Source organism: Paenibacillus sp. FSL R5-0912, from assembly GCF_000758605.1.
GTDB lineage: Bacteria > Bacillota > Bacilli > Paenibacillales > Paenibacillaceae > Paenibacillus_AQ.
The window spans coordinates 4,249,365-4,267,022 of record NZ_CP009282.1 but is presented as its reverse complement, the minus strand read 5'-3'; the positions used below and the strand labels follow the sequence as shown (position 1 = coordinate 4,267,022).

Here is a 17,658-nt window from a genome sequence, read left to right as displayed (position 1 = left end):
ACCTTCTTTTTAGTTTGCCGGAAGCCCGATAGGGCTGTCATTCTATCTTAACATGTTTTAGCATTTTATGGCTTGAATCTGTATCCGGGAGAGGTAGTGCCCTTGCTCCTGATGTGACAAAGTTATATGATGTGAAGTAAACGAAAACGGCAGAGGTGAACCTGATGGAACTTGGAATCGAGCTGGTTCCTAAAGAGCAGAAGCAGATTATAAGCAGATTAATGCAGTTCTATTTGTATGATTTTACGCGGTACCTGGAGCTGCAGGTGGACCGTGACGGATTGTTTCCGTCCTATCCCGGGCTGGAGGCCTACTGGAACAGCGGTCTAAACAAGTTTGCCTACTTATTCACGGTAGACGGCAATATTGCCGGCTTTGCGCTTGTAGACCGGCTACTGCGTGATCCGGAGGGACAGTTCTATATGACGGAGTTTTTTGTGATGCAGAAATACCGCCGCAGCGGCGTAGGAACCTGGGCTGCACACCGGCTGTTCGATATGTTCCCCGGCGATTGGAAGGTCTCGCAGATCCGTGCGAATACACCTGCGCGTAACTTCTGGCACCGGGTGATCGGTTCGTATACAGGAGGGGAGTTCCAGGAGAGGTTCAACTCCCGGCAAGGCAATCCCAGTCAATACTTCAGCACATTAAATACTAATCGAATTAATAAATAAATGTGGAATGCCTGAACATGAATTCACCGGTTCATCACATACAATTCCCAGAATGGCACGCAACTTTAAGGAGCTTCCAGCGTCTGGTAACTGAGGTGATCACAAATGTCCATGCGTAAGTGTGTATTCGGAGCGGGCTGCATTACAATTGTATTAGCGTTCAGCTCAGGCTGCGGCAACGGGGCAGAGATTCATTCGTCCGGTGCCGGGGGGATGGCACAGCCGTCCGCAACGACAGCTGCAACAGCCGCAGTATCCGTTACTCCTTCCCCAGCCCCTGCTACGCCAGCAGTAATCAAGACTGAACCCCCTGGGGTCAAGTCAGTGGCTCTGATTCCGGCAGTACCGGATTATAATGAAAGCGGCAGAGGATATGAAATTAAGGGTGAGATTGTCCAAGCTGCGTTTTCCGCAGATCAGACCCTACCATTGGGGCTGTTCATGCCCGAAACGATGGTGCGGTTTGAACAGGATAGAAGATCTGCCTGGGGCACACCGGATAAACAGAATTATATTACTTTGATGAAACCTGTTGCAGGGGATGCGGCAGCTGGTGATGGAGAATTTGAGCCAGGCAATGATCGTGAGCTGCTGAAATACAAGGAATACCTCGGAAGCAAGGTAGAAGGAGACCAGACGGCTGAAGCATTCGAATTTACAGCCAAGGAGCAGACTTACAGAGCAGAACTTCATCTACAGGCTGAACAACGCGCAGCGCTGCTTCCCGTGTTCATTGCTATGCTTAGAGATGTAGAATATATGGAGAAACAACCGCCCCTCACTCCAGGTGTGTTCTTAACAGCGCCAGATGTTGGAAGTGATCCCGGGAATAAGCAAGCGCTGCAGGAAACAATGGACTGTCTTGAAGCCTGGTCGGCAGGGGACAAGGAGAAGTTCGCGGCTACTATGTTCTCCCCGCAGCTGAATGAAGCTCTGCAGTTTTTCCTGGATAATAAGAATGTCTACCGGTTCTATGAATTAACACTGACAGGCATCCCGATTGAAGGAACCAAGCGGGCCGGCTTCTGGGTCAGGTATACGCGGATGAACTCAGAGGGCTACATTATTGGCGGAGGGAATGAGATCTCCCTGCTCAAGAACAAACAGGGCGAGTGGAAGATTGCCAACATTGATTAGATGTAAGAAGAAGATTGTACGCAGATAATAAGTGTGCTATAATTTGCACATTAAAACCGCAAAGAGGAGTCAATACTTCCTATGGCAGAGATCAAACGATTTGGTTATGGATTGCAGGCGTTAGTCGTGCTGGCTTCAACAGCAGGACAGTACTCGAGTGTGGAGATTGCAGAACAGATCCGCTGCGAGCCGACTGCACTGCGTAAAATTCTGTCCCGGCTTACAGAAGCCGGTTATATCGAAGTACGCCAAGGGCGGGGTGGCGGTTATACACTGGCTAAACCACCCGGAGAGATTACTCTGGCAGAAGTATATTTGTCCATGCATGATGATGTGCCTATGCTGGACGGTATGCTGGATACTACCGGCAATCATTTGTTTGGACAGAAGGTCCGCCTGTCGTTCGATCAGATTATGACGGATATCCGTTATCAAGTGGAGCATGTGCTGAAATCTTATACGATTGCTGACTTAGTGGAGTGACGTGAGAGGTCCGGGAAGCCAGTTTCAACAGCTGGTTTTTTTTGTGATAAAGTGTGCTGATAAATGCACATTTAACAGCCTGATCATTTTATTTTGGAGGAGAGAAAATAATGAAAATTCACTGGTTTGGACACTCCGCATTTCAGCTCATATCACAGCAGGGGACGGTAATTCTGATTGATCCCTACGGGAAATTCCTTGGTTACCGGATGCCTAAAGTTAAGGCGGATATTGTAGCCATTACCCATGATCATAAGGACCACAGTCAGATTCAAGTGGCTGAAGGTCCCTATGAACTGATTAACCAGCCCGGGCATTTCAGTGTACGGGGAGTGGAGATTCAAGGGGTAGCCACGTATCACGATAATGTGGAAGGGGCAAAAAGGGGCAATAATATCATCTTCGTGTTCACGGTAGACGGACTCCGGATTTGCCACGCCGGTGATCTCGGCCATGCTTTGAATGTCCAGCAGTTGGAGCAGATTGGCAGGGTTGATGTACTTATGATCCCTGTCGGCGGAAAAGCAACGCTTGATGGTACGGGTGCGGCAGCCGTAATGAAGCAATTGCAGCCGGCGGTTGCCATACCTATGCATTACAGCACCAAAGCGCTGGGGTTGCTTGGCCGGTTGTTTTTTGCCAAAGCAGATAAGTTCTTGCAGGCTGCAGGGCAGCCTGTTAACGTAGTAGAAGAACTGGTCGTTACCAGCGAGACTCTTGCCAGACAACGTGGTGTATATACTCTCCAATATGAACCAAGCTGAATGGGCTGGAAAAGAGGATTATCAATGTCAACCCTATCTGTGACTCGGCGTAAGTCCCTATATGTCCTATTTACCCTAATTACGGCGTTGGCTGGCGGGGGGATCTTTGTGCTGCTGCATCTCCCGCTGCCTTGGCTGCTCGGCCCTATGATCGCTGTGCTGACCGGTTCCAATCTGCGTAAGCAAGTATATATCTGGCCCGGACAAATACGGAATACCGGGATGATTATCGTCGGCTATACGATTGGTCTCTCGTTGACCGGTTCTGCACTGAATCAAATAGCTTATCAGTTGCCCTCCATGCTGCTTATGACTACGCTTCTGCTGCTGTTCTGCGCCGGAATTGCGGTCATTGTATCTAAGGTGTCGGGGACCAACTACAAGACTATTCTGCTTGGAAGCATCCCTGGCGGCTTAACCCAGATGCTAGTGCTAGCCGAAGAGTCTGAGGATATCAATCTTACGGTTGTAACCGTCATTCAGGTGGTCCGGCTGATGATGATTATTATCTGTGTGCCGCTGCTGATCTACAGTCCGCTGTTTGCCAGCTACGCTGGCGGGGGAGAGAATACAACTCTTCTGGTTGAATCTGCGGCCGGTTGGGGAGAGCTATTCCCGAATATCTTTTATTTTGGCGTCGCTTGTACGGTATGCGGAATTGTAGGCCAAAAGATTAAATTTCCCACCGCGTATCTCCTCGGTCCGGCTATTATTACAGCTATTCTGCAGATCAGCGGTCTTCAGGGGCCCGCACTTCCGGATATTCTGATCAATGCCGCGCAGCTGATGATTGGCGTATATGTCGGACTGCTGCTCGATCCGCGTAAGCTGAACAATAAACTGCTGACACTATCGCTGGCTGTAAGCAGCGGGGCAGTGCTGATAGCAGGGGCGTATGGCCTGAGTCTGCTGTTCGCTTACCTGGATCCGGTATCATCAGCAACTGCGCTTCTCAGTCTTGCTCCCGGAGGGATGGATCAGATGAGTCTGATCGCGCATGAGGTAGGGGCGGATTTGCCAACGGTGGCGGGCTATCAGTTATTCCGGACGTTTTTCATCTTTTTTGCGGTTCCGCCGTTGTTTAAATGGATCTTCCGGGAGAAAAAACGCAAGACGGCAACGGTTAGTTAATATAATAATGATTATGTTAACTAAAATCTGAGTTTGATCTGCAAAAGCGGGGTTGAAGTGAAAAGAGAACTTAAAGGAGAACTTAAAAGAGAACTTAAAAAAAAGCTTGGGATGCCCTCTGGGGGCTGTCCCAGGCTTTTTCTGCTCGTGTAATTGGGGAATTTCTCAAAATGTAAAAATAATCACATCATTTAAGGTATCCCGGTGCATATAATCTGTATTGAACAGTGTTAAAAAACATTGCAGTGTTAAATTTAATAACGCCTTGTTAAAGGAGTCTTACAATCATGAGTAAAGAAGAGAGACAAGAGCAGGAACGGAAAGCGATGCGTAATTTGATTCTGACAACGGCTGGTGAATTAGTGGCCGAGAAGGGGATTGGGCAGCTGTCTATCCGAAAGATCGCTGAACGGATGGAGTATTCCGCCGGGATCATTTATCACTATTTTCAAGGAAAAGAGGATATAGTGGAGCAGCTTCTTCAGCAGGGGTACAGGGAGTTGATGGGCGGACTAGCAGCCGGATCAGACACTGCGCAGAGTGAAGTATCAGCTGAGGATAACTTAAGCCAGTCGCTGTCACAGTTTATCCGGATGACCATCGCGGAAGGATCGCAGTACCGGAATATGATGCTAAATGATTCGCCTGCTGTACTTAACCATACTGCAGTACTGCATAAAGGGGCTGCACTGGAGCGTAATGCAATCAGCATGCTCTGCAGGGCTCTACGTCAATTCAAAGGGATGGCCGCCCGCAAAGAGGAGGAAATTGAACTTACTGCCCAAGTGATTTGGAGTGCGGCATTTGGACTGATCATGAGGCTGAGCGTCGAGAAGAATCTGCCCGAGGAGCAGAAGGAAGCGCTGATTACCCGGCATGTCGAGGCAATGCTGCTTATTGCAGGGAGTCGGGAATAAGTTTTTACGACTATTCGGATAAGGGGTAGAAGGCGATGGGGTATAGACGATCAGTTGGCATTTTAACAGGTTTAATTATTATCCTTGCGATTGTCGCGTCGGGGTACGGATTGCTGTCAGGTCACGGGCCGGGTTCTGAATCCTTTACCTCAATCCGGGGGGAGAAGGTCGAATTATATGGTAGCGGGATCTATAAATACGATTCAATTTCCGTCGTCGCCCAGGCCAAAGCCCAGGATGGAGTTACACTGATACTGGGGGTTCCCTTGCTGCTCGTTTCACTGGTTATGAGCTTCAGAGGGCGGGTCAGAGGGCGGCTGCTGCTAGCTGGAGCCTTGGGATATTTTACGTATACTTATGCGTCTTACAGCTTCCTGTCTATGTACAATAACCTGTTTCTAATCTATGTAATATTGTTCTCATCCAGCTTATTTGCATGTATTCTGACTCTGCTGTCATTAGAGAAGGAGAAGGTAGAACGATTTTTTAGACCAAGTTTACCGGCACAAAGCATAGGGTTATTCCTGCTTTTCACCTCAACAATGATCATGTTGTTATGGCTGGGCAGGCTCGCGGATTCTTATCGCCAAGGGACAGCACCTGAAGGATTGGAGCATTACAGCACATTGGTGATTCAGGCACTCGATTTAGCCATTGTTATTCCGCTATCTTCAATTACCGGGGTACTGCTCATTCGCAGACGGCCTTATGGTTATTTGCTTGCTTCTGTAGTCATAGTAAAAGCCGCAGCCCTGCTAACCTCGATTACAGCCATGATCATTGGGATGCTGAGGGCGGGAGTAAGTGTATCTACAGTAGAGCTGGTAGCGTTCCCTGCGTTTAATGTAGGTGCTATTGTTTGTTTATACCTTATATTGAGCAATGTACAGGAACCGGGATAGTCTTATAACCTATTCACCATAGATAAGGGGCGGCGGATAATATGAGTAATAGAACACTGATTTTATATGCAGGCAAGTATGGATGTACCGAGAAAGCGGCATTTCTGTTGAAATCGAGGCTTGGAGAGGCTGAGGCTGTGAATCTAAAATATGCCAAAGTGCCGGCGCTGGCTGCCTATGACACGGTGATTCTGGGCGGCTCCATCTACTACGGTAAAATCCGTAAAGAAATGGCGGCATTCACTTCCAAAAACTTGCAGGAGCTGTCGGGTAAGCGGCTCGGGTTATTCATCTGTGCAGGTGTGACGGGGGAGAAAGCGGAGCAGGAGCTTCAGCAAGCCTATCCTGAGGTTTTATACAAGAAGGCACTTGCCAAGGAAATCCTGGGCGATGAGATTTATCCGGAGAAAATTTCAGCACTGGACAAATGGGTTCTGCGGATGGTCAAGGGGAAAGGGAATGAAGCTGGAGCAGGATTATCGATGAATAAGCTCGAAGGATTCGCGCGGGCAATGACAGTGAGTTAGATTAACTGGAAGCCAACGGTGGGGCTGGAATGGTACAGTTTCTGTAAAAGAGCGGCAGCTAAGGAGATTGATCCTGTGCAAAGAGCTGCCGCTGCATTGATTTTGGGAAGATATTGCACTTAGGGTAACATAAATATAATTATGTTAACTAACATTCTGTATGTATCTCTAAAATAACAGATCGTCACCCATGTGTTATACTATTTCAACATATGAAAAATTCATAATAGAAAGCCCTCGCCAAATACTCCACTTAGCTACCACACTCGTCTGCAAATTCAATATGTATCTATCAATTAACAGACGGAAAAAGGATGGAAATACCACAACTAGCTACAGAAATCAACAGTATTTATCGCGAATAATTAACGGAGTACTTCCGTCAATTTGGACGCCATTTCCAGGGACTTCTGCGCATGCTGCAAAGAGAGGATGGAGTCCGTACCGTCCTGCAGACATTGGAGTGCATGGCGTAAGCTTTTTTCATATGGATTGTTAGGGGTCAACGGAATACTCTCTTTGCCTATAGACGTATATGCGGTTAAGCTGGCCTCTATATCCCCGTTCGCATAACCGATCTCGTGGAACACCAGCTTCGCCTGATCGAAATAAGCTTCATAACCGACGGTAAAAGGATAAGACTCCGGCATCTGCGAAGAGACAATCAGCTGTGCGCTCACCCCAGGTTGAAGGAAGGAAGCATGCACCAATGCTTGACCGTCTGTAGCTCCAGAGGCACCCCAGACCGCAGAAGGTGCAGGTGAATCCAGCAGCCATTCAATGAAATCCAGATCATGAATCATCAGATTAGCTGCGATCTTGGAGAGGCCCAGGTCCCCCCATAGCGGTGCCGTTTCCCGGCGCAAGGTGACTTGCAGCAATTTTCCATATGTAAGATCCTGAACTGCCTTATATAAGTACTCATAAGCATAATCGAATTTGATGAATTGATTGACTAGAATTCTCCGGCCGTATTGCTGCTCAGCCAAGAGCATCTCCCGTGCATCTTCCGGCTCCAGGGCAACCGGCGTTTCGCAAAATACATGCTTCCCGCGTCTCAGCGCCTCCACAGCATAAGTCTTATGAAGCGCAGAAGGCAGACAGATATCTATTACATCCAACCCGGGATCAGACATTATATCTTCTATAGACAACGTGATCTCTACCCCAAGCTCTTCCTTCAGCTTCAGTAGCTTGGCTTCATTACGTCCAAAGATGACCACACGGTCTGTAGACTCCAGTTGCTTCAAGATCGATGCATGATAGGCTCCAAAACCTGTTCCCAATATGCCAATATTCATTTACAGCAGCTCCTTAGATTTGATACATTCATCATAACGTCCTATTGTTGACAACAGAGTGGCAAGAATAGAGTTGTGAAACGATGCGTCATTGAAATGTAGAAACTGGAGGGATAGGATGCGGCTGCACCGATTGATTGCAATTCTTTTATTGGTTGAATCCAGGGGCAGGATGAAGGCAGTTGCTCTGGCAGAGGCCCTCGAAACTTCTGTCCGCTCCATATACAGAGATATTGATGTCCTGGCTGAATCGGGCATTCCTCTCGTTACAACAACCGGGCCAAACGGCGGAGTTTCATTGATGGAGGGCTATACGGTGAATCTGCGGCGGCTGCATGGCGAAGAGGTGGTTCAGCTGTTTTTGACAGGGATGGGGATGCCTGCAGGCAGTTCGGGTGAGACCGGTCTTCTGCTCCAAAATGCTCTGCTGAAGCTCGAAGCAAGCTTGCCCGCTCCTTATCAGGAGGATATCCGTACTGCGCAGAGCCGTTTTTTGTTCGATGATACACCGTGGTGGAGTGATCGGGCGGCAGTGCCATATCTGGAGACGCTGCGCACTGCGGTGTGGCGAGGCAGACGGATTGAGACGAAGTACCGCAAAGTGAATGGAGAGCTCTCCTGCCGGAAGCTGCATCCCTATGGACTTGTTGTCAAGCAGGGCGATTGGTATCTGGTCGCTTTTTGCGAGGGGGCAGAGGCTATTCGTACGTTTAAATGCGAGCGGTTTGCCGCGGTGTCGTTAATAGAGGGGACCTATACTATTCCTGAACACTTCTCCCTGCAGGAATACTGGAAGGAAGGAGAGCTTGCCTTCATTAATGCCAGTAAAGCACGGGAAATCTACCCCGTAGTCATCCGCACGCCTGTGCATAATCAGGGGATCAGTAAGAGGTTAGAAGTTATGAACACGGAATCAGAGGGTGAATTCCAGATCATCACTGCGAATATGTACGACTATGAGACTGCGTGTGAGAAGGTGCTGCCCTTGCTCGTCCAAGCTGAAATTATGGAACCGGCAGAGCTTCGGGAATACATTAGCAGTCAGGTGCGCATATGGAATAAAATGTATTGTTAAGATTGATATTATTGAAATTAGTTAACATAATAAATATTATGTTAACTAATCAACGATAAGAGGTTGTTAAGCAATAGCTCGAGAGTGAATTTATGGCAGCGTGTTATTGTTATAGAGCAAGGTAGGCAAAATAATCCCCAGACCTAAGCTTCTCAGCCGAGTCTGGGGATTATTGATGTCTTAGGCACTTATGTTAGCCTTATTTGCAGCTTCGGCAAGCTCTCTGCTCCGGAGTCTTTTGTGCGCCGTAATCAGGAAAGGAAGACCCAGCGCGGTAGTCAAAGCGAGCGGCACGAATACGGCCGGACCATTCGCCGTACCGAATTGATCGAGCAGCAGGCCTCCCAGAATAGGTGCTATCACATTGCCAAGATTATTGAAGCCGATTGTTCCGAAATAAGTACCTTTCCACTCCGGACGGGCAATCCGGTCAATCAGCATATCCATCATCGTAAAGAGCAGGACTTCCCCGACTGTGAACAGCACGACACTGAACATAATCAGCGCGACTCCGCCAGGTATGCCAAACAGCAGCAGACTGAGAGCAACGCAGCTATTACCCAGGATCAGAGGAATGACCGGTGGGAATTTGCTGGCTGTGCGGACGATCGGATACTGCACAATCAGCACCGTTATCGCATTCAGAGAGAGCATGTAGGAGAAGAGTTGTCTGCCATTACTGAAATGGGGGTTGTTCGCCAGATATTGCGCCAGTGTTGAACTAAAGTGCCCATATCCCAGCACGCAGAAGATCGTACCGAGCAGAACGGGCAGGAAGACCTTATCCCTTCCGGTGGTAGACAACGCTTCTAGCAGCTTAGGTGTCCGGGCTTCGCCATGAACTGGCAGGCTGGCACGGTGTACAGAGAATTGCAGGAACAGTACAAGTCCATAGGCGATATAGACGATCCCGGCGATCATGAACGGGAATGTGGATTTGGCTGAGCCCAGCTGCAGGCCAATGATCGGCCCGAAGACTACACCCAGATTCACCGCTGCATACCGGAGATTGAAGACCAGCAGCTTGTGATCCGGAGGTGTAATATCCGAGAGTAAAGCCCGCGAGGTCGGTTCGAATACTGCACGGCATAGCCCATTTAGCGTATTGACAAGGAAAAAGACCCATAAATGCTGCGCGGCTGAGAAGCCGAAGAATACGCAGGCCCAGCCGAACACAGAGACCAGCATAACGATTTTGCGGCCGATCACGTCAGAGATGTAACCGCCATAGAAGCTGATCAGAACACCCGCCAGAGAGCTGACGGCTACCGTAAATCCTGTTTGGGTGGCAGTAGCGCCCAGGACCTGCGTCAGGTAAATCGATAGAAAAGGGATACTCATGGAGGTGACCAACCGGCCAAACATCGTTCCGATGATAATGGTCCAAGCCAGAGGATGAATGTGCCGCAGATGCTGTTTCATAGAATCAGGTGTCTCCTAATCGGGTGGTTTGAATTTGTGAATGCTTCTTGATGCTGGATTAAGTATAATTGTATAGATAAAAGGATGAAATAAAAGTGTAAGAATTTCATGTGACTTTTCACCTTTAAAGGAGTCTGGATATATGGACAATAGCAGCATGAATTATCTCTGTTTGGCTGCGGCTTTAGACCCGGCTTTTTGTATACAGCAGCCCATTCCGGTCACTATTGAGCAACTAACCGGCATCCTGTGCTGCACCCCGCGCAATGTAAAGTTTATTCTGCGGAAGCTTGAGGAACAGCAATTGATCACATGGATACCCGGCAGAGGCAGAGGGAATTATTCGCAGCTGACGTTCCTGCGCAGTGTGGACGAGGTGCTGGAGGAGAAGTTTCAGGACATGGTCCATAAAGGCCGGATTAAACCGGCGATCGAGTTAATTGGCCAATATCAGGTTAACGAGCCGCTTAAGGAACGCCTGCTGGCAGTACTCGACAAACAAATGGGCTTCTGGAGTGAGCCGGACTCCACATCCGGGCAGGAGGTGCTGCGGATTTCACGTAACCGCCCGATGGAGAAGCTGGACCCGGCGATGGTGTACACAGCTTTTGAAACCTATTTGCTGGGGCATATTTGCAGTACATTAATTACGTATGATGCAGAGAATGGCAGTTTTCTGCCTGGGCTGGCGCATACTTGGGAGGCCAATCCGGACAGTACAAGTTACCTGTTCTACTTGCGTAAGGGGGTAAGGTTTCACCACGGACGGGGGATGACTTCACGAGATGTTAAAGAGACCTTGCAGCGTCTGACCGATCTGAATAGTCCGGCGATCAGCCATTTTAAGGATATCTGTCATGTTGAGCTGGAAAGTGATTATCGTATCCGGTTTGACCTCGTGCAGCCCAATACCTTTTTTCTGCATCTGTTCAGTTCAATCTATATGTCTATTCTGCCTTATGATGTGGATTTCGCCGCTAATCCGGTAGGGACGGGGCCATATCAGGTACTGGATCTGAATGAGGATGTACTGGTGCTAGGCGCATATGACCTCTATTACGGAATCCGCCCACTGCTGGACCGGGTAGAAATCTGGTATTTACCGCATTTGGGATCGAGTGTCCGCCAGTATCAGCTTACGGATGCCGGGCACAACCCGCCTCCTGCCGGGGAAGAGCAGGGTCATAGCATTGATTACCCGGCCTTGGGCTGCCGCTATCTCCTGTTTAATTTTAGAAGAGAAGGACTCCATCATCAGCAGGCTGTACGGGAAGCGTTACGGATACTGTATAATCAGCCGGCTATGATCCGGGAGCTCGGGGGCAACCGGATTATGCCGGCGGACAGCTTTTTGCCCTGGAAGAGTAATCAGCAGGAGTTCAGAGAGCCATCGCTTGAGGAAGCAAGAGCGCTGCTTCAGGCTGGCGGCTACGGGGGGGAAGTGCTAACGATTGCCTACCGGAGCCGGAAGGAGGATCTGGAGGAGGCTTTATGGCTGCAGGAACGCGGCGGGAGGATCGGACTTAAGCTCCAGCTACATCCTTTGACCGAATACGATCTCGCAGATATCATGGGCTATGCCGACTTGCTGATTGCCGAAGAGGTGCTGGAGGATGACTGGCAGTGGGGGATGATCAATTATTTCCGCAATGAGTCGAACTATCTGCATGATCTGCTGCTGGATCGTCAGAAACTGGCGCTGCAGGGGGTTCTGGAGCATTTCTCCCGACTGCCTGCTGAAGAGCGGGCGGAGCTGCTGGATCTGGCGGAAGACCAATTGCGCGACAACTGCTGGGTGCTCTATGGCTGTCATATGAACAAAAAAGCGCAGCTTAGCCAGAACCTGTTCGGACTTCAGACCGGCTCTTTCGGATTTCTGGATATTTCGAAGCTATGGGTTAAATCGGGATTCCAGTAATTAGACCTCAACTCACCGCAACTGATAGAAAATTACCGCATGGGGTATATAGATACATAGACCACGGCGGGAGCCGTACGAAATCAGCTGCGCTTAAGGAGGCTGCCAGCTTTCGGTATATGAGCTTAAGAAGGCTGCCGGATAATGGAGCAGACAAACGAAAGCATAAGAAGCTTAATCAAGAAGAGCAATAAATCCTCAGGCTCGGCTGCCATCGGCAATACAGGTATTGCCATCGTCAAGGGAATCGCTTTTGCACTTACGGGTAGCGGTTCAATGTTTGCCACAATCATGCATTCGATTGCCGATGCCGTGAATGGGCGTTATTACCACGTCGAAGGGCGTATCGAGCTGAAACGGGGATTGACGCTTGCTGATGCCGACGACATTTAGTTCAAGGTAAGGGACAAGTTGCTTGCAGATCCGCATATTTCCGATGTGACACTCGGCATACTCGAGGATAACGGCATTCAGAACTGGGTGCCGCAGTATGATCTGCAATGAGTCTTAGCTTAAGCTGGAACTGGAGAAAGGGTTTAACTGGAGAAACGGCTGCTTCCCCTAGGGGACAAGCAAGCCGTTTCTTTGTGCAGACGAAGCTGGGATTAGCTCAGACCGCTGCCTGTTGCTTGCCGTCACATTTCTTGCAGACGGTGAGCTTCTCGCCCGCAGGACCTTTTCCGAAATACAACAGCTTAATACGGGTGCTCCCGCAAATCGGACAGGTGCCTCTTGCTCTGGAAGGAGTGCGCCAGAGTGCTTTGCCGCGCTTGTTTTTGGCCATGATACGTCCCACCTTTGTAATGTATACCCTATCTTATGCCCAGAGGGAACTTACGGTTCTGCCGGAGCTGAAATCATTTGAAGGGAAAGGGTGGCGTTGAAAAAGGGGCTAAAATGGCCGAAATATGCCCCGAAAAAACAGCGTATAACATAAATTATACGCTGTTTCAGTTCTGAGAGATTTTTATATGAATTCAGGCACTAGTGATCAGCTCAAATAGAGTCAAATTGGTAGAATAATAATATATTAATGTAATATAATCCCATTCGCGAAATTTGCTTAGGCTTTCATGGTTTCTGCACTCTGAACGCATGCTATAATAATTGGAAAACAAATGCAGGAGGTATTGTATTGGTACATAGCAGCCCGAAACATAAATGGAGATCGGACAAGCTGTCTCATCTGGGGTCGTCGATTTTTGCAGAGGTGGCCATCTGGAAGGCGGAAGCACGAAAGTCTGGACTGGAGGTCATTGATCTCGGAATTGGCAGTCCGGACCGGGCGCCTCTGCCTGAAATCCGTCATGCCTTAAGCGAAGCGGTGCTGCGGGAGGACAGTTATTCTTATCCGGCTTCCAAAGGAAGCGATGCGTTCCGCAAGCAGGCGGCCAAATGGATGAAGTGGCGTTTCAACGCTGAAGTTGATCCGGATGAAGAAATCGTATCCCTGATGGGTTCGCAGGACGGACTGGCGCATCTCGCACTCGCGGTCTGCAATCCTGGGGATCTGGCGATTGTGCCGGACCCCGGCTATCCGATCTATTCAGGGTCATTAGCTATAGCGGGGGTTAGAGCGTGGCCGCTACCGCTATTGGAGGAGAATGCCTTCCGACCCGACCTCGAGAGCATCCCTGATGAAGTATGGTGTGAAGCGGTATTTATATTACTCAGCTTTCCCGGCAATCCGATATCTGTCACGGTAGATCTGGCTTATATGGAGCGGTTAGTGGAGCTTGCTCTTAAATGGGATGTGCTGATCATTCATGACCTGGCCTATTCGGAGATGGGCTTCGACGGCTACCGGCCCATTAGTATACTTCAGGTTCCTGGAGCGCTGGATACTGCCGTTGAATTTCATTCCTTTTCCAAAAGCTTCAATATGGCCGGCTGCCGCATCGGCTTCATGACGGGCAATGCTGAGGCCGTCGGAGCGCTGCGGGAGCTGAAGAGCAATGTGGATTACGGTGTCTTCGATCCCATCCAGGAAGCGGCAGTCGTAGCGCTGGAGCAGGCGATGACTTCCGGACCGGTGCAGGGAGTGGCTGCGCTGTATGAACGCCGCAGGAATGTTTTTGTGGAAGCCATGGCATGTGAAGGATGGATGGTGCCATTGCCGGAAGCAACGATGTTTATCTGGGCGAGGCTGCCCGCGGAATTTTGTGCCGGTCAAACGGAGCGTTCGCGGCGGCTTGCGCAGGAGCTGCTGCTGAAGACCGGGGTAGCGGTGATTCCCGGAAGTGCTTTTGGGAGCCAGGGCGAAGGGTTTGTGCGGATTGCACTGGTGGAGGATGAAGAGCGGCTTCTGGAAGCCGCCCGGAGGATAGGGGAGTTTCTGCGTACGAACGTTTAAACTTCGCGTAAATTACTGATATTCTTTTGGCAGGGCAACGGCTAAAATATGGTGTTCAGTAGGAATCAGCGCGGTTCCATGATCGATGGTTATATTGCCGAAGTATGGATACTTTGCGCCGCTGTTGATCATCCCCAGCAGTGCGCCGGTATCGGAATGGTTGATCGAGATATAGCCATTCTTGTAAATGGCGAATACAGCCTTGCCAACGCGCCGCAGGTGCTCAATCTTGTCTGCCGGCTGATCGAATGGAACAACGCTGTCGCTCGCAAGGTTAATTCCACTAACCACTGTCTCATGCTGGAAGAAGGCCATTCCGTCTACCGGACCGGCCAACCAGTTGCCGAAGCTAGCATAGCTTGTGGGGGCCGTATAGGTATCCGCTCCACGCTTAAAGCGCGTAAGAGTATATCCATCCTGGTCGAGATTGCCGTCTGCTGTATAAACATAAGAGTTCTGGATGGAGGTAGCGGCACTCCCCAATCTGGAGATGTCGTCCAGCGGATTATAATTTTCACGGCCGGAAATCTTGCCTGTAGCGGGATTCAGCTGTACGAGAGTCAGCTGGTAACCCGGCACGGCCGTTGCCGTATTCCCCGCTGCAGTCTTTGCCTGCTCACGGAGTATTATTTGTCCATTCTGATAAGTCACATAACTGTATAACCCCTCAATTCTCCACAGCCGCTTTCCGGTATCCGGATCAAGACCGTAGAATTGGGTGCGGATGTTATCGACCGTGCTGGAAACGACAAACATACCTGAATATTCTCCATTAATGGTCCCCGCATACATAGGAATATCCATATTATCCCATAGTTTCTTTCCTGTAACCGGGTTATAGGCCGCGACAACGCCGTACTCATTGGCAAAATAGACCTTTCCGTTAATCAGGCGGGCCTGTGCCCCAATCTCTATTGGCCGCTCCGACACCTTAACCTTCCAGATCAGCTTTCCGGTTGCAGCGGATACTTTGACGAGCTGTTCCTGATTGTCGATGAAGATTACGGAGTTATTCGTGACGATTTGCGGATGCGCCCCCTGTTTATAGGACCACTTAATTTTGCCGGAGGCTATATTTTTGGCATAAAGTGTATTGTTGCTGTCTGAGTAGTAGAGAATTCCGTTCATAACAGGCGGCTTGACGTCATACATGCCCATGCCATCCGTGGCTACCTGCCACTTCAGAGGCAACAGCTTATCTTTGGAAATCGCAGTGACTGTATTGTTCGAGGAAGCAGCGTATGCTGTACCCGGCAAAAGGTCTGCTGAAGAGATAGCGGTGAGGGATGAGAGCAGGGAAAGGGCGAGTAAGCTGGTGAAAAGGGGTTTCATTGGCGGCATCTGAGTCATCTCCTTGATGTGGTCTTATTCTAAATAGTAAGACGCCGGGTGGAAGGATAGGTTGCTAAAATAAGGAAGACAATATTGTAACCAAAGGTACAGCCACAACGATAACTATAATCATAGCTATAATGTAACATAATATGTATTATGTTAACTTGGTAATTCACTGAGCGGTATTTAGGGTAATAAGGAGCAACTACAGTTATCAGGAGGTTGCCTTTATGGGATTCAATTTCGGAGGCTTTGGCGATAAAATACAAGGATTAGTTGAGACATTCAAAGAGGGCGGAGTCGGTGAGCTGCTGCAAAAGCTTCCGCTAGACCAGCTGCCTGTCGATCAGCTCCTGGAGAAGCTGCCGCTGGATCAACTGCTGTCGGGTTCTTTTCTGCAACAGTTCACTCCGTTCGAGTCACTGACCGAGCTGTTGCAGAGTGGAGGGTTCTCTGCCGGATCAGCAGAGGAGCTGAAGGCGCTGCCGCAGGATCAGCTGAACGAGCATGTCACGAAAACTACCTCCTTCAGCTCACTGAAGGACATGCTGGTCAAAGCGGCAGAGTTCTATTCCCAGCGGAAGTAGCGCATTTATCTCCATCATTTGACCACTGGGAACCAGTCTAATTCAATAAAACAGCGGCAGTTCTGGATGTATATCATCCATGGCTGCCGCTGTTTTCATTATTATGTGATTTCGTATTTTAACGTAATCTTTATTGCTTGAGCCAGGCCGTTGCCAGCAGCAGGGCCCCTTTGTTGGCATGGGTCTCTGCCAGGGCGTTAAGCATCACGAAGTCGTGGATGATGCCCTGGAACCGGACTGCCGTAACTGGTACTCCAGCTTCGCGGAGTTTGGCAGCGTAGGCTTCGCCCTCATCCCGCAGCACATCTGCTTCGCCAGTGATGATTAAGGCTTCCGGCAGACCGCTAAGCTGCTCCAGGCTGGCCCGCAGCGGGGAAGCGGTAATCTGTGCCCGCTCCTCCGGATCAGTGGTATATTGATCCCAGAACCATTTCATGCCGGTGCGCTGCAGGAAATATCCTTCGGCGAACAGGTGATACGATTCTGTATCGAAGGCAGCATCGGTTACCGGATAGAACAGCAGCTGCTTGGAGATTGCCGGGCCGCTGCGTTCCTTGGCCATCAGTGTGATGGCCGCAGTCATATTGCCGCCTACACTGTCTCCGGCAACACTAAGCTTGGACGCATCTAATCCGTATGTGGAGCCTTCTTGGGCGATCCATTCCAGTACAGCGTAGATTTCTTCAATGGCTGTAGGATATTTGGCTTCGGGAGAGAGGCTGTACTCCGGGAAAACGACGGCAGCTTCGGCACCAACGGCCAGCTCGCGGATTAAGCGGTCATGCGTATGGCTGTTGCCGAATACCCAGCCGGCTCCATGAATATAGAGTATGACCGGAAGAGAGTTAGAAGCAGAGCCGATAGGACGGACAATGCGTACCTTCACCTCACCACCAGGGCCGCCGGATACCGTCAGATCCTGAATATCGGCTTCGGGCTTGAATATTTCACTGGATTGGACTGTATTTACAGTTTCGCGGCCTTTCCCAGGCCCAAGGTCGGGCAGAAAGGGAGGCTCGGAGTTGTCATCAGCGAATTTCTGGGCTGCGGGCTCAAGAACAATTTTGTTGTCTTCAGGCATGGTTTATAGTCTCCTTCTTAGATCTGGTTTAAGTCAGGCTCTCCTTCATCC

The 17,658-nt window shown here is 49.7% G+C and carries 17 protein-coding genes and 2 pseudogenes; 14 read left to right on the top strand and 5 right to left on the bottom strand.

Translation table 11 applies throughout. The annotated features are described in order from the left end of the window. The first annotated feature begins 164 nt into the window (after positions 1 to 164). From R50912_RS17900 to R50912_RS17865, 8 genes are all read left to right on the top strand, one after another. A complete protein-coding gene (locus R50912_RS17900) occupies positions 165 to 674 on the top strand; it encodes a GNAT family N-acetyltransferase (RefSeq protein WP_042236810.1) in 510 nt (169 codons plus the stop codon). A gap of 105 nt (positions 675 to 779) precedes the next feature. Beyond that, positions 780 to 1,811: a hypothetical protein gene (locus tag R50912_RS17895; protein ID WP_042236808.1), complete on the top strand. Its 1,032-nt coding sequence runs from the start codon at positions 780 to 782 to the stop codon at positions 1,809 to 1,811. 81 nt (positions 1,812 to 1,892) lie between these two features. Beyond that, entirely contained in the window at positions 1,893 to 2,294 is a 402-nt protein-coding gene (locus R50912_RS17890) for an RrF2 family transcriptional regulator (RefSeq protein WP_042236806.1), read from the top strand. 110 nt (positions 2,295 to 2,404) lie between these two features. After that, entirely contained in the window at positions 2,405 to 3,058 is a 654-nt protein-coding gene (locus R50912_RS17885; protein ID WP_042236805.1) for an MBL fold metallo-hydrolase, read from the top strand. A gap of 24 nt (positions 3,059 to 3,082) precedes the next feature. After that, entirely contained in the window at positions 3,083 to 4,189 is a 1,107-nt protein-coding gene (locus R50912_RS17880) for an AbrB family transcriptional regulator (RefSeq protein WP_042236803.1), read from the top strand. Positions 4,190 to 4,476: 287 nt separating this feature from the next. After that, complete coding sequence (locus R50912_RS17875; RefSeq protein WP_042236801.1) at positions 4,477 to 5,106, top strand: TetR/AcrR family transcriptional regulator; 630 nt, start codon at positions 4,477 to 4,479, stop codon at positions 5,104 to 5,106. Between the two features lie 35 nt (positions 5,107 to 5,141). Further along, complete coding sequence (locus R50912_RS17870) at positions 5,142 to 6,008, top strand: hypothetical protein (RefSeq protein WP_081956560.1); 867 nt, start codon at positions 5,142 to 5,144, stop codon at positions 6,006 to 6,008. Between the two features lie 41 nt (positions 6,009 to 6,049). Next, the gene (locus R50912_RS17865; RefSeq protein ID WP_042236799.1) at positions 6,050 to 6,535 is read left to right on the top strand and encodes a flavodoxin domain-containing protein; all 486 of its coding nucleotides are present in this window, start codon (positions 6,050 to 6,052) and stop codon (positions 6,533 to 6,535) included. A 365-nt stretch (positions 6,536 to 6,900) separates the two neighbouring features. Here the strand turns inward: R50912_RS17865 and R50912_RS17860 are convergent, their stop codons facing one another. Beyond that, entirely contained in the window at positions 6,901 to 7,836 is a 936-nt protein-coding gene (locus R50912_RS17860) for a Gfo/Idh/MocA family protein (RefSeq protein ID WP_042236797.1), read from the bottom strand. Positions 7,837 to 7,954: 118 nt separating this feature from the next. Here R50912_RS17860 and R50912_RS17855 point away from each other — a divergent pair, with 118 nt between their 5' ends. Beyond that, positions 7,955 to 8,911, top strand: a complete 957-nt coding sequence (locus R50912_RS17855) for a helix-turn-helix transcriptional regulator (RefSeq protein ID WP_042236795.1) — start codon at positions 7,955 to 7,957, stop codon at positions 8,909 to 8,911. A gap of 180 nt (positions 8,912 to 9,091) precedes the next feature. On the opposite strand, the gene R50912_RS17850 is transcribed toward R50912_RS17855, so the two are convergent. Next, positions 9,092 to 10,333: an MDR family MFS transporter gene (locus R50912_RS17850; protein WP_042236792.1), complete on the bottom strand. Its 1,242-nt coding sequence runs from the start codon at positions 10,331 to 10,333 to the stop codon at positions 9,092 to 9,094. 142 nt (positions 10,334 to 10,475) lie between these two features. Between R50912_RS17850 and R50912_RS17845 the strand changes: the two genes are divergently transcribed. The 3 genes and pseudogenes from R50912_RS17845 to R50912_RS35935 all read left to right on the top strand — a co-directional run. After that, complete coding sequence (locus R50912_RS17845; RefSeq protein ID WP_052416475.1) at positions 10,476 to 12,251, top strand: ABC transporter substrate-binding protein; 1,776 nt, start codon at positions 10,476 to 10,478, stop codon at positions 12,249 to 12,251. Between the two features lie 144 nt (positions 12,252 to 12,395). Further along, positions 12,396 to 12,569: pseudogene (locus R50912_RS36465) on the top strand (cation diffusion facilitator family transporter); the annotation flags it as partial. Next, positions 12,570 to 12,755 (top strand): annotated as a pseudogene (locus R50912_RS35935) (cation diffusion facilitator family transporter); the annotation flags it as partial. Between the two features lie 106 nt (positions 12,756 to 12,861). Here R50912_RS35935 and R50912_RS35615 read toward each other — a convergent pair. Further along, positions 12,862 to 13,035: a hypothetical protein gene (locus tag R50912_RS35615; protein WP_179093450.1), complete on the bottom strand. Its 174-nt coding sequence runs from the start codon at positions 13,033 to 13,035 to the stop codon at positions 12,862 to 12,864. Between the two features lie 351 nt (positions 13,036 to 13,386). On the opposite strand from R50912_RS35615, the gene R50912_RS17835 reads away from it, so the two are divergent. Then, positions 13,387 to 14,604, top strand: coding sequence for an aminotransferase class I/II-fold pyridoxal phosphate-dependent enzyme (locus tag R50912_RS17835; RefSeq protein WP_042236788.1), 1,218 nt, complete (start codon positions 13,387 to 13,389; stop codon positions 14,602 to 14,604). A 12-nt stretch (positions 14,605 to 14,616) separates the two neighbouring features. Here R50912_RS17835 and R50912_RS17830 read toward each other — a convergent pair whose 3' ends face one another. Continuing rightward, a complete protein-coding gene (locus R50912_RS17830) occupies positions 14,617 to 15,945 on the bottom strand; it encodes an outer membrane protein assembly factor BamB family protein (RefSeq protein WP_042236786.1) in 1,329 nt (442 codons plus the stop codon). Between the two features lie 224 nt (positions 15,946 to 16,169). Here R50912_RS17830 and R50912_RS17825 point away from each other — a divergent pair, with 224 nt between their 5' ends. Further along, on the top strand, positions 16,170 to 16,526 hold the full coding sequence (locus R50912_RS17825) for a hypothetical protein (RefSeq protein ID WP_052416472.1): 357 nt from the start codon (positions 16,170 to 16,172) through the stop codon (positions 16,524 to 16,526). Between the two features lie 130 nt (positions 16,527 to 16,656). Here the strand turns inward: R50912_RS17825 and R50912_RS17820 are convergent, their stop codons facing one another. Further along, entirely contained in the window at positions 16,657 to 17,607 is a 951-nt protein-coding gene (locus R50912_RS17820; RefSeq protein WP_042236784.1) for an alpha/beta hydrolase, read from the bottom strand. Between the last annotated feature and the right edge of the window lie 51 nt (positions 17,608 to 17,658).

Excerpts from the sequence above, each read along its gene's own strand:
- R50912_RS17855 (WP_042236795.1), top strand. The coding sequence starts at position 7,955 with ATGCGGCTGCACCGATTGATTGCAATTCTTTTATTGGTTGAATCCAGG.
- R50912_RS17820 (WP_042236784.1), bottom strand. The coding sequence starts at position 17,607 with ATGCCTGAAGACAACAAAATTGTTCTTGAGCCCGCAGCCCAGAAATTC.
- R50912_RS35615 (WP_179093450.1), bottom strand. The coding sequence starts at position 13,035 with ATGGCCAAAAACAAGCGCGGCAAAGCACTCTGGCGCACTCCTTCCAGA.
- R50912_RS17885 (WP_042236805.1), top strand. The coding sequence starts at position 2,405 with ATGAAAATTCACTGGTTTGGACACTCCGCATTTCAGCTCATATCACAG.
- R50912_RS17880 (WP_042236803.1), top strand. The coding sequence starts at position 3,083 with ATGTCAACCCTATCTGTGACTCGGCGTAAGTCCCTATATGTCCTATTT.
- R50912_RS17895 (WP_042236808.1), top strand. The coding sequence starts at position 780 with ATGTCCATGCGTAAGTGTGTATTCGGAGCGGGCTGCATTACAATTGTA.
- R50912_RS17825 (WP_052416472.1), top strand. The coding sequence starts at position 16,170 with ATGGGATTCAATTTCGGAGGCTTTGGCGATAAAATACAAGGATTAGTT.
- R50912_RS17865 (WP_042236799.1), top strand. The coding sequence starts at position 6,050 with ATGAGTAATAGAACACTGATTTTATATGCAGGCAAGTATGGATGTACC.
- R50912_RS17870 (WP_081956560.1), top strand. The coding sequence starts at position 5,142 with ATGGGGTATAGACGATCAGTTGGCATTTTAACAGGTTTAATTATTATC.
- R50912_RS17830 (WP_042236786.1), bottom strand. The coding sequence starts at position 15,945 with ATGCCGCCAATGAAACCCCTTTTCACCAGCTTACTCGCCCTTTCCCTG.
- R50912_RS17900 (WP_042236810.1), top strand. The coding sequence starts at position 165 with ATGGAACTTGGAATCGAGCTGGTTCCTAAAGAGCAGAAGCAGATTATA.
- R50912_RS17875 (WP_042236801.1), top strand. The coding sequence starts at position 4,477 with ATGAGTAAAGAAGAGAGACAAGAGCAGGAACGGAAAGCGATGCGTAAT.
- R50912_RS17850 (WP_042236792.1), bottom strand. The coding sequence starts at position 10,333 with ATGAAACAGCATCTGCGGCACATTCATCCTCTGGCTTGGACCATTATC.
- R50912_RS17860 (WP_042236797.1), bottom strand. The coding sequence starts at position 7,836 with ATGAATATTGGCATATTGGGAACAGGTTTTGGAGCCTATCATGCATCG.
- R50912_RS17890 (WP_042236806.1), top strand. The coding sequence starts at position 1,893 with ATGGCAGAGATCAAACGATTTGGTTATGGATTGCAGGCGTTAGTCGTG.
- R50912_RS17845 (WP_052416475.1), top strand. The coding sequence starts at position 10,476 with ATGGACAATAGCAGCATGAATTATCTCTGTTTGGCTGCGGCTTTAGAC.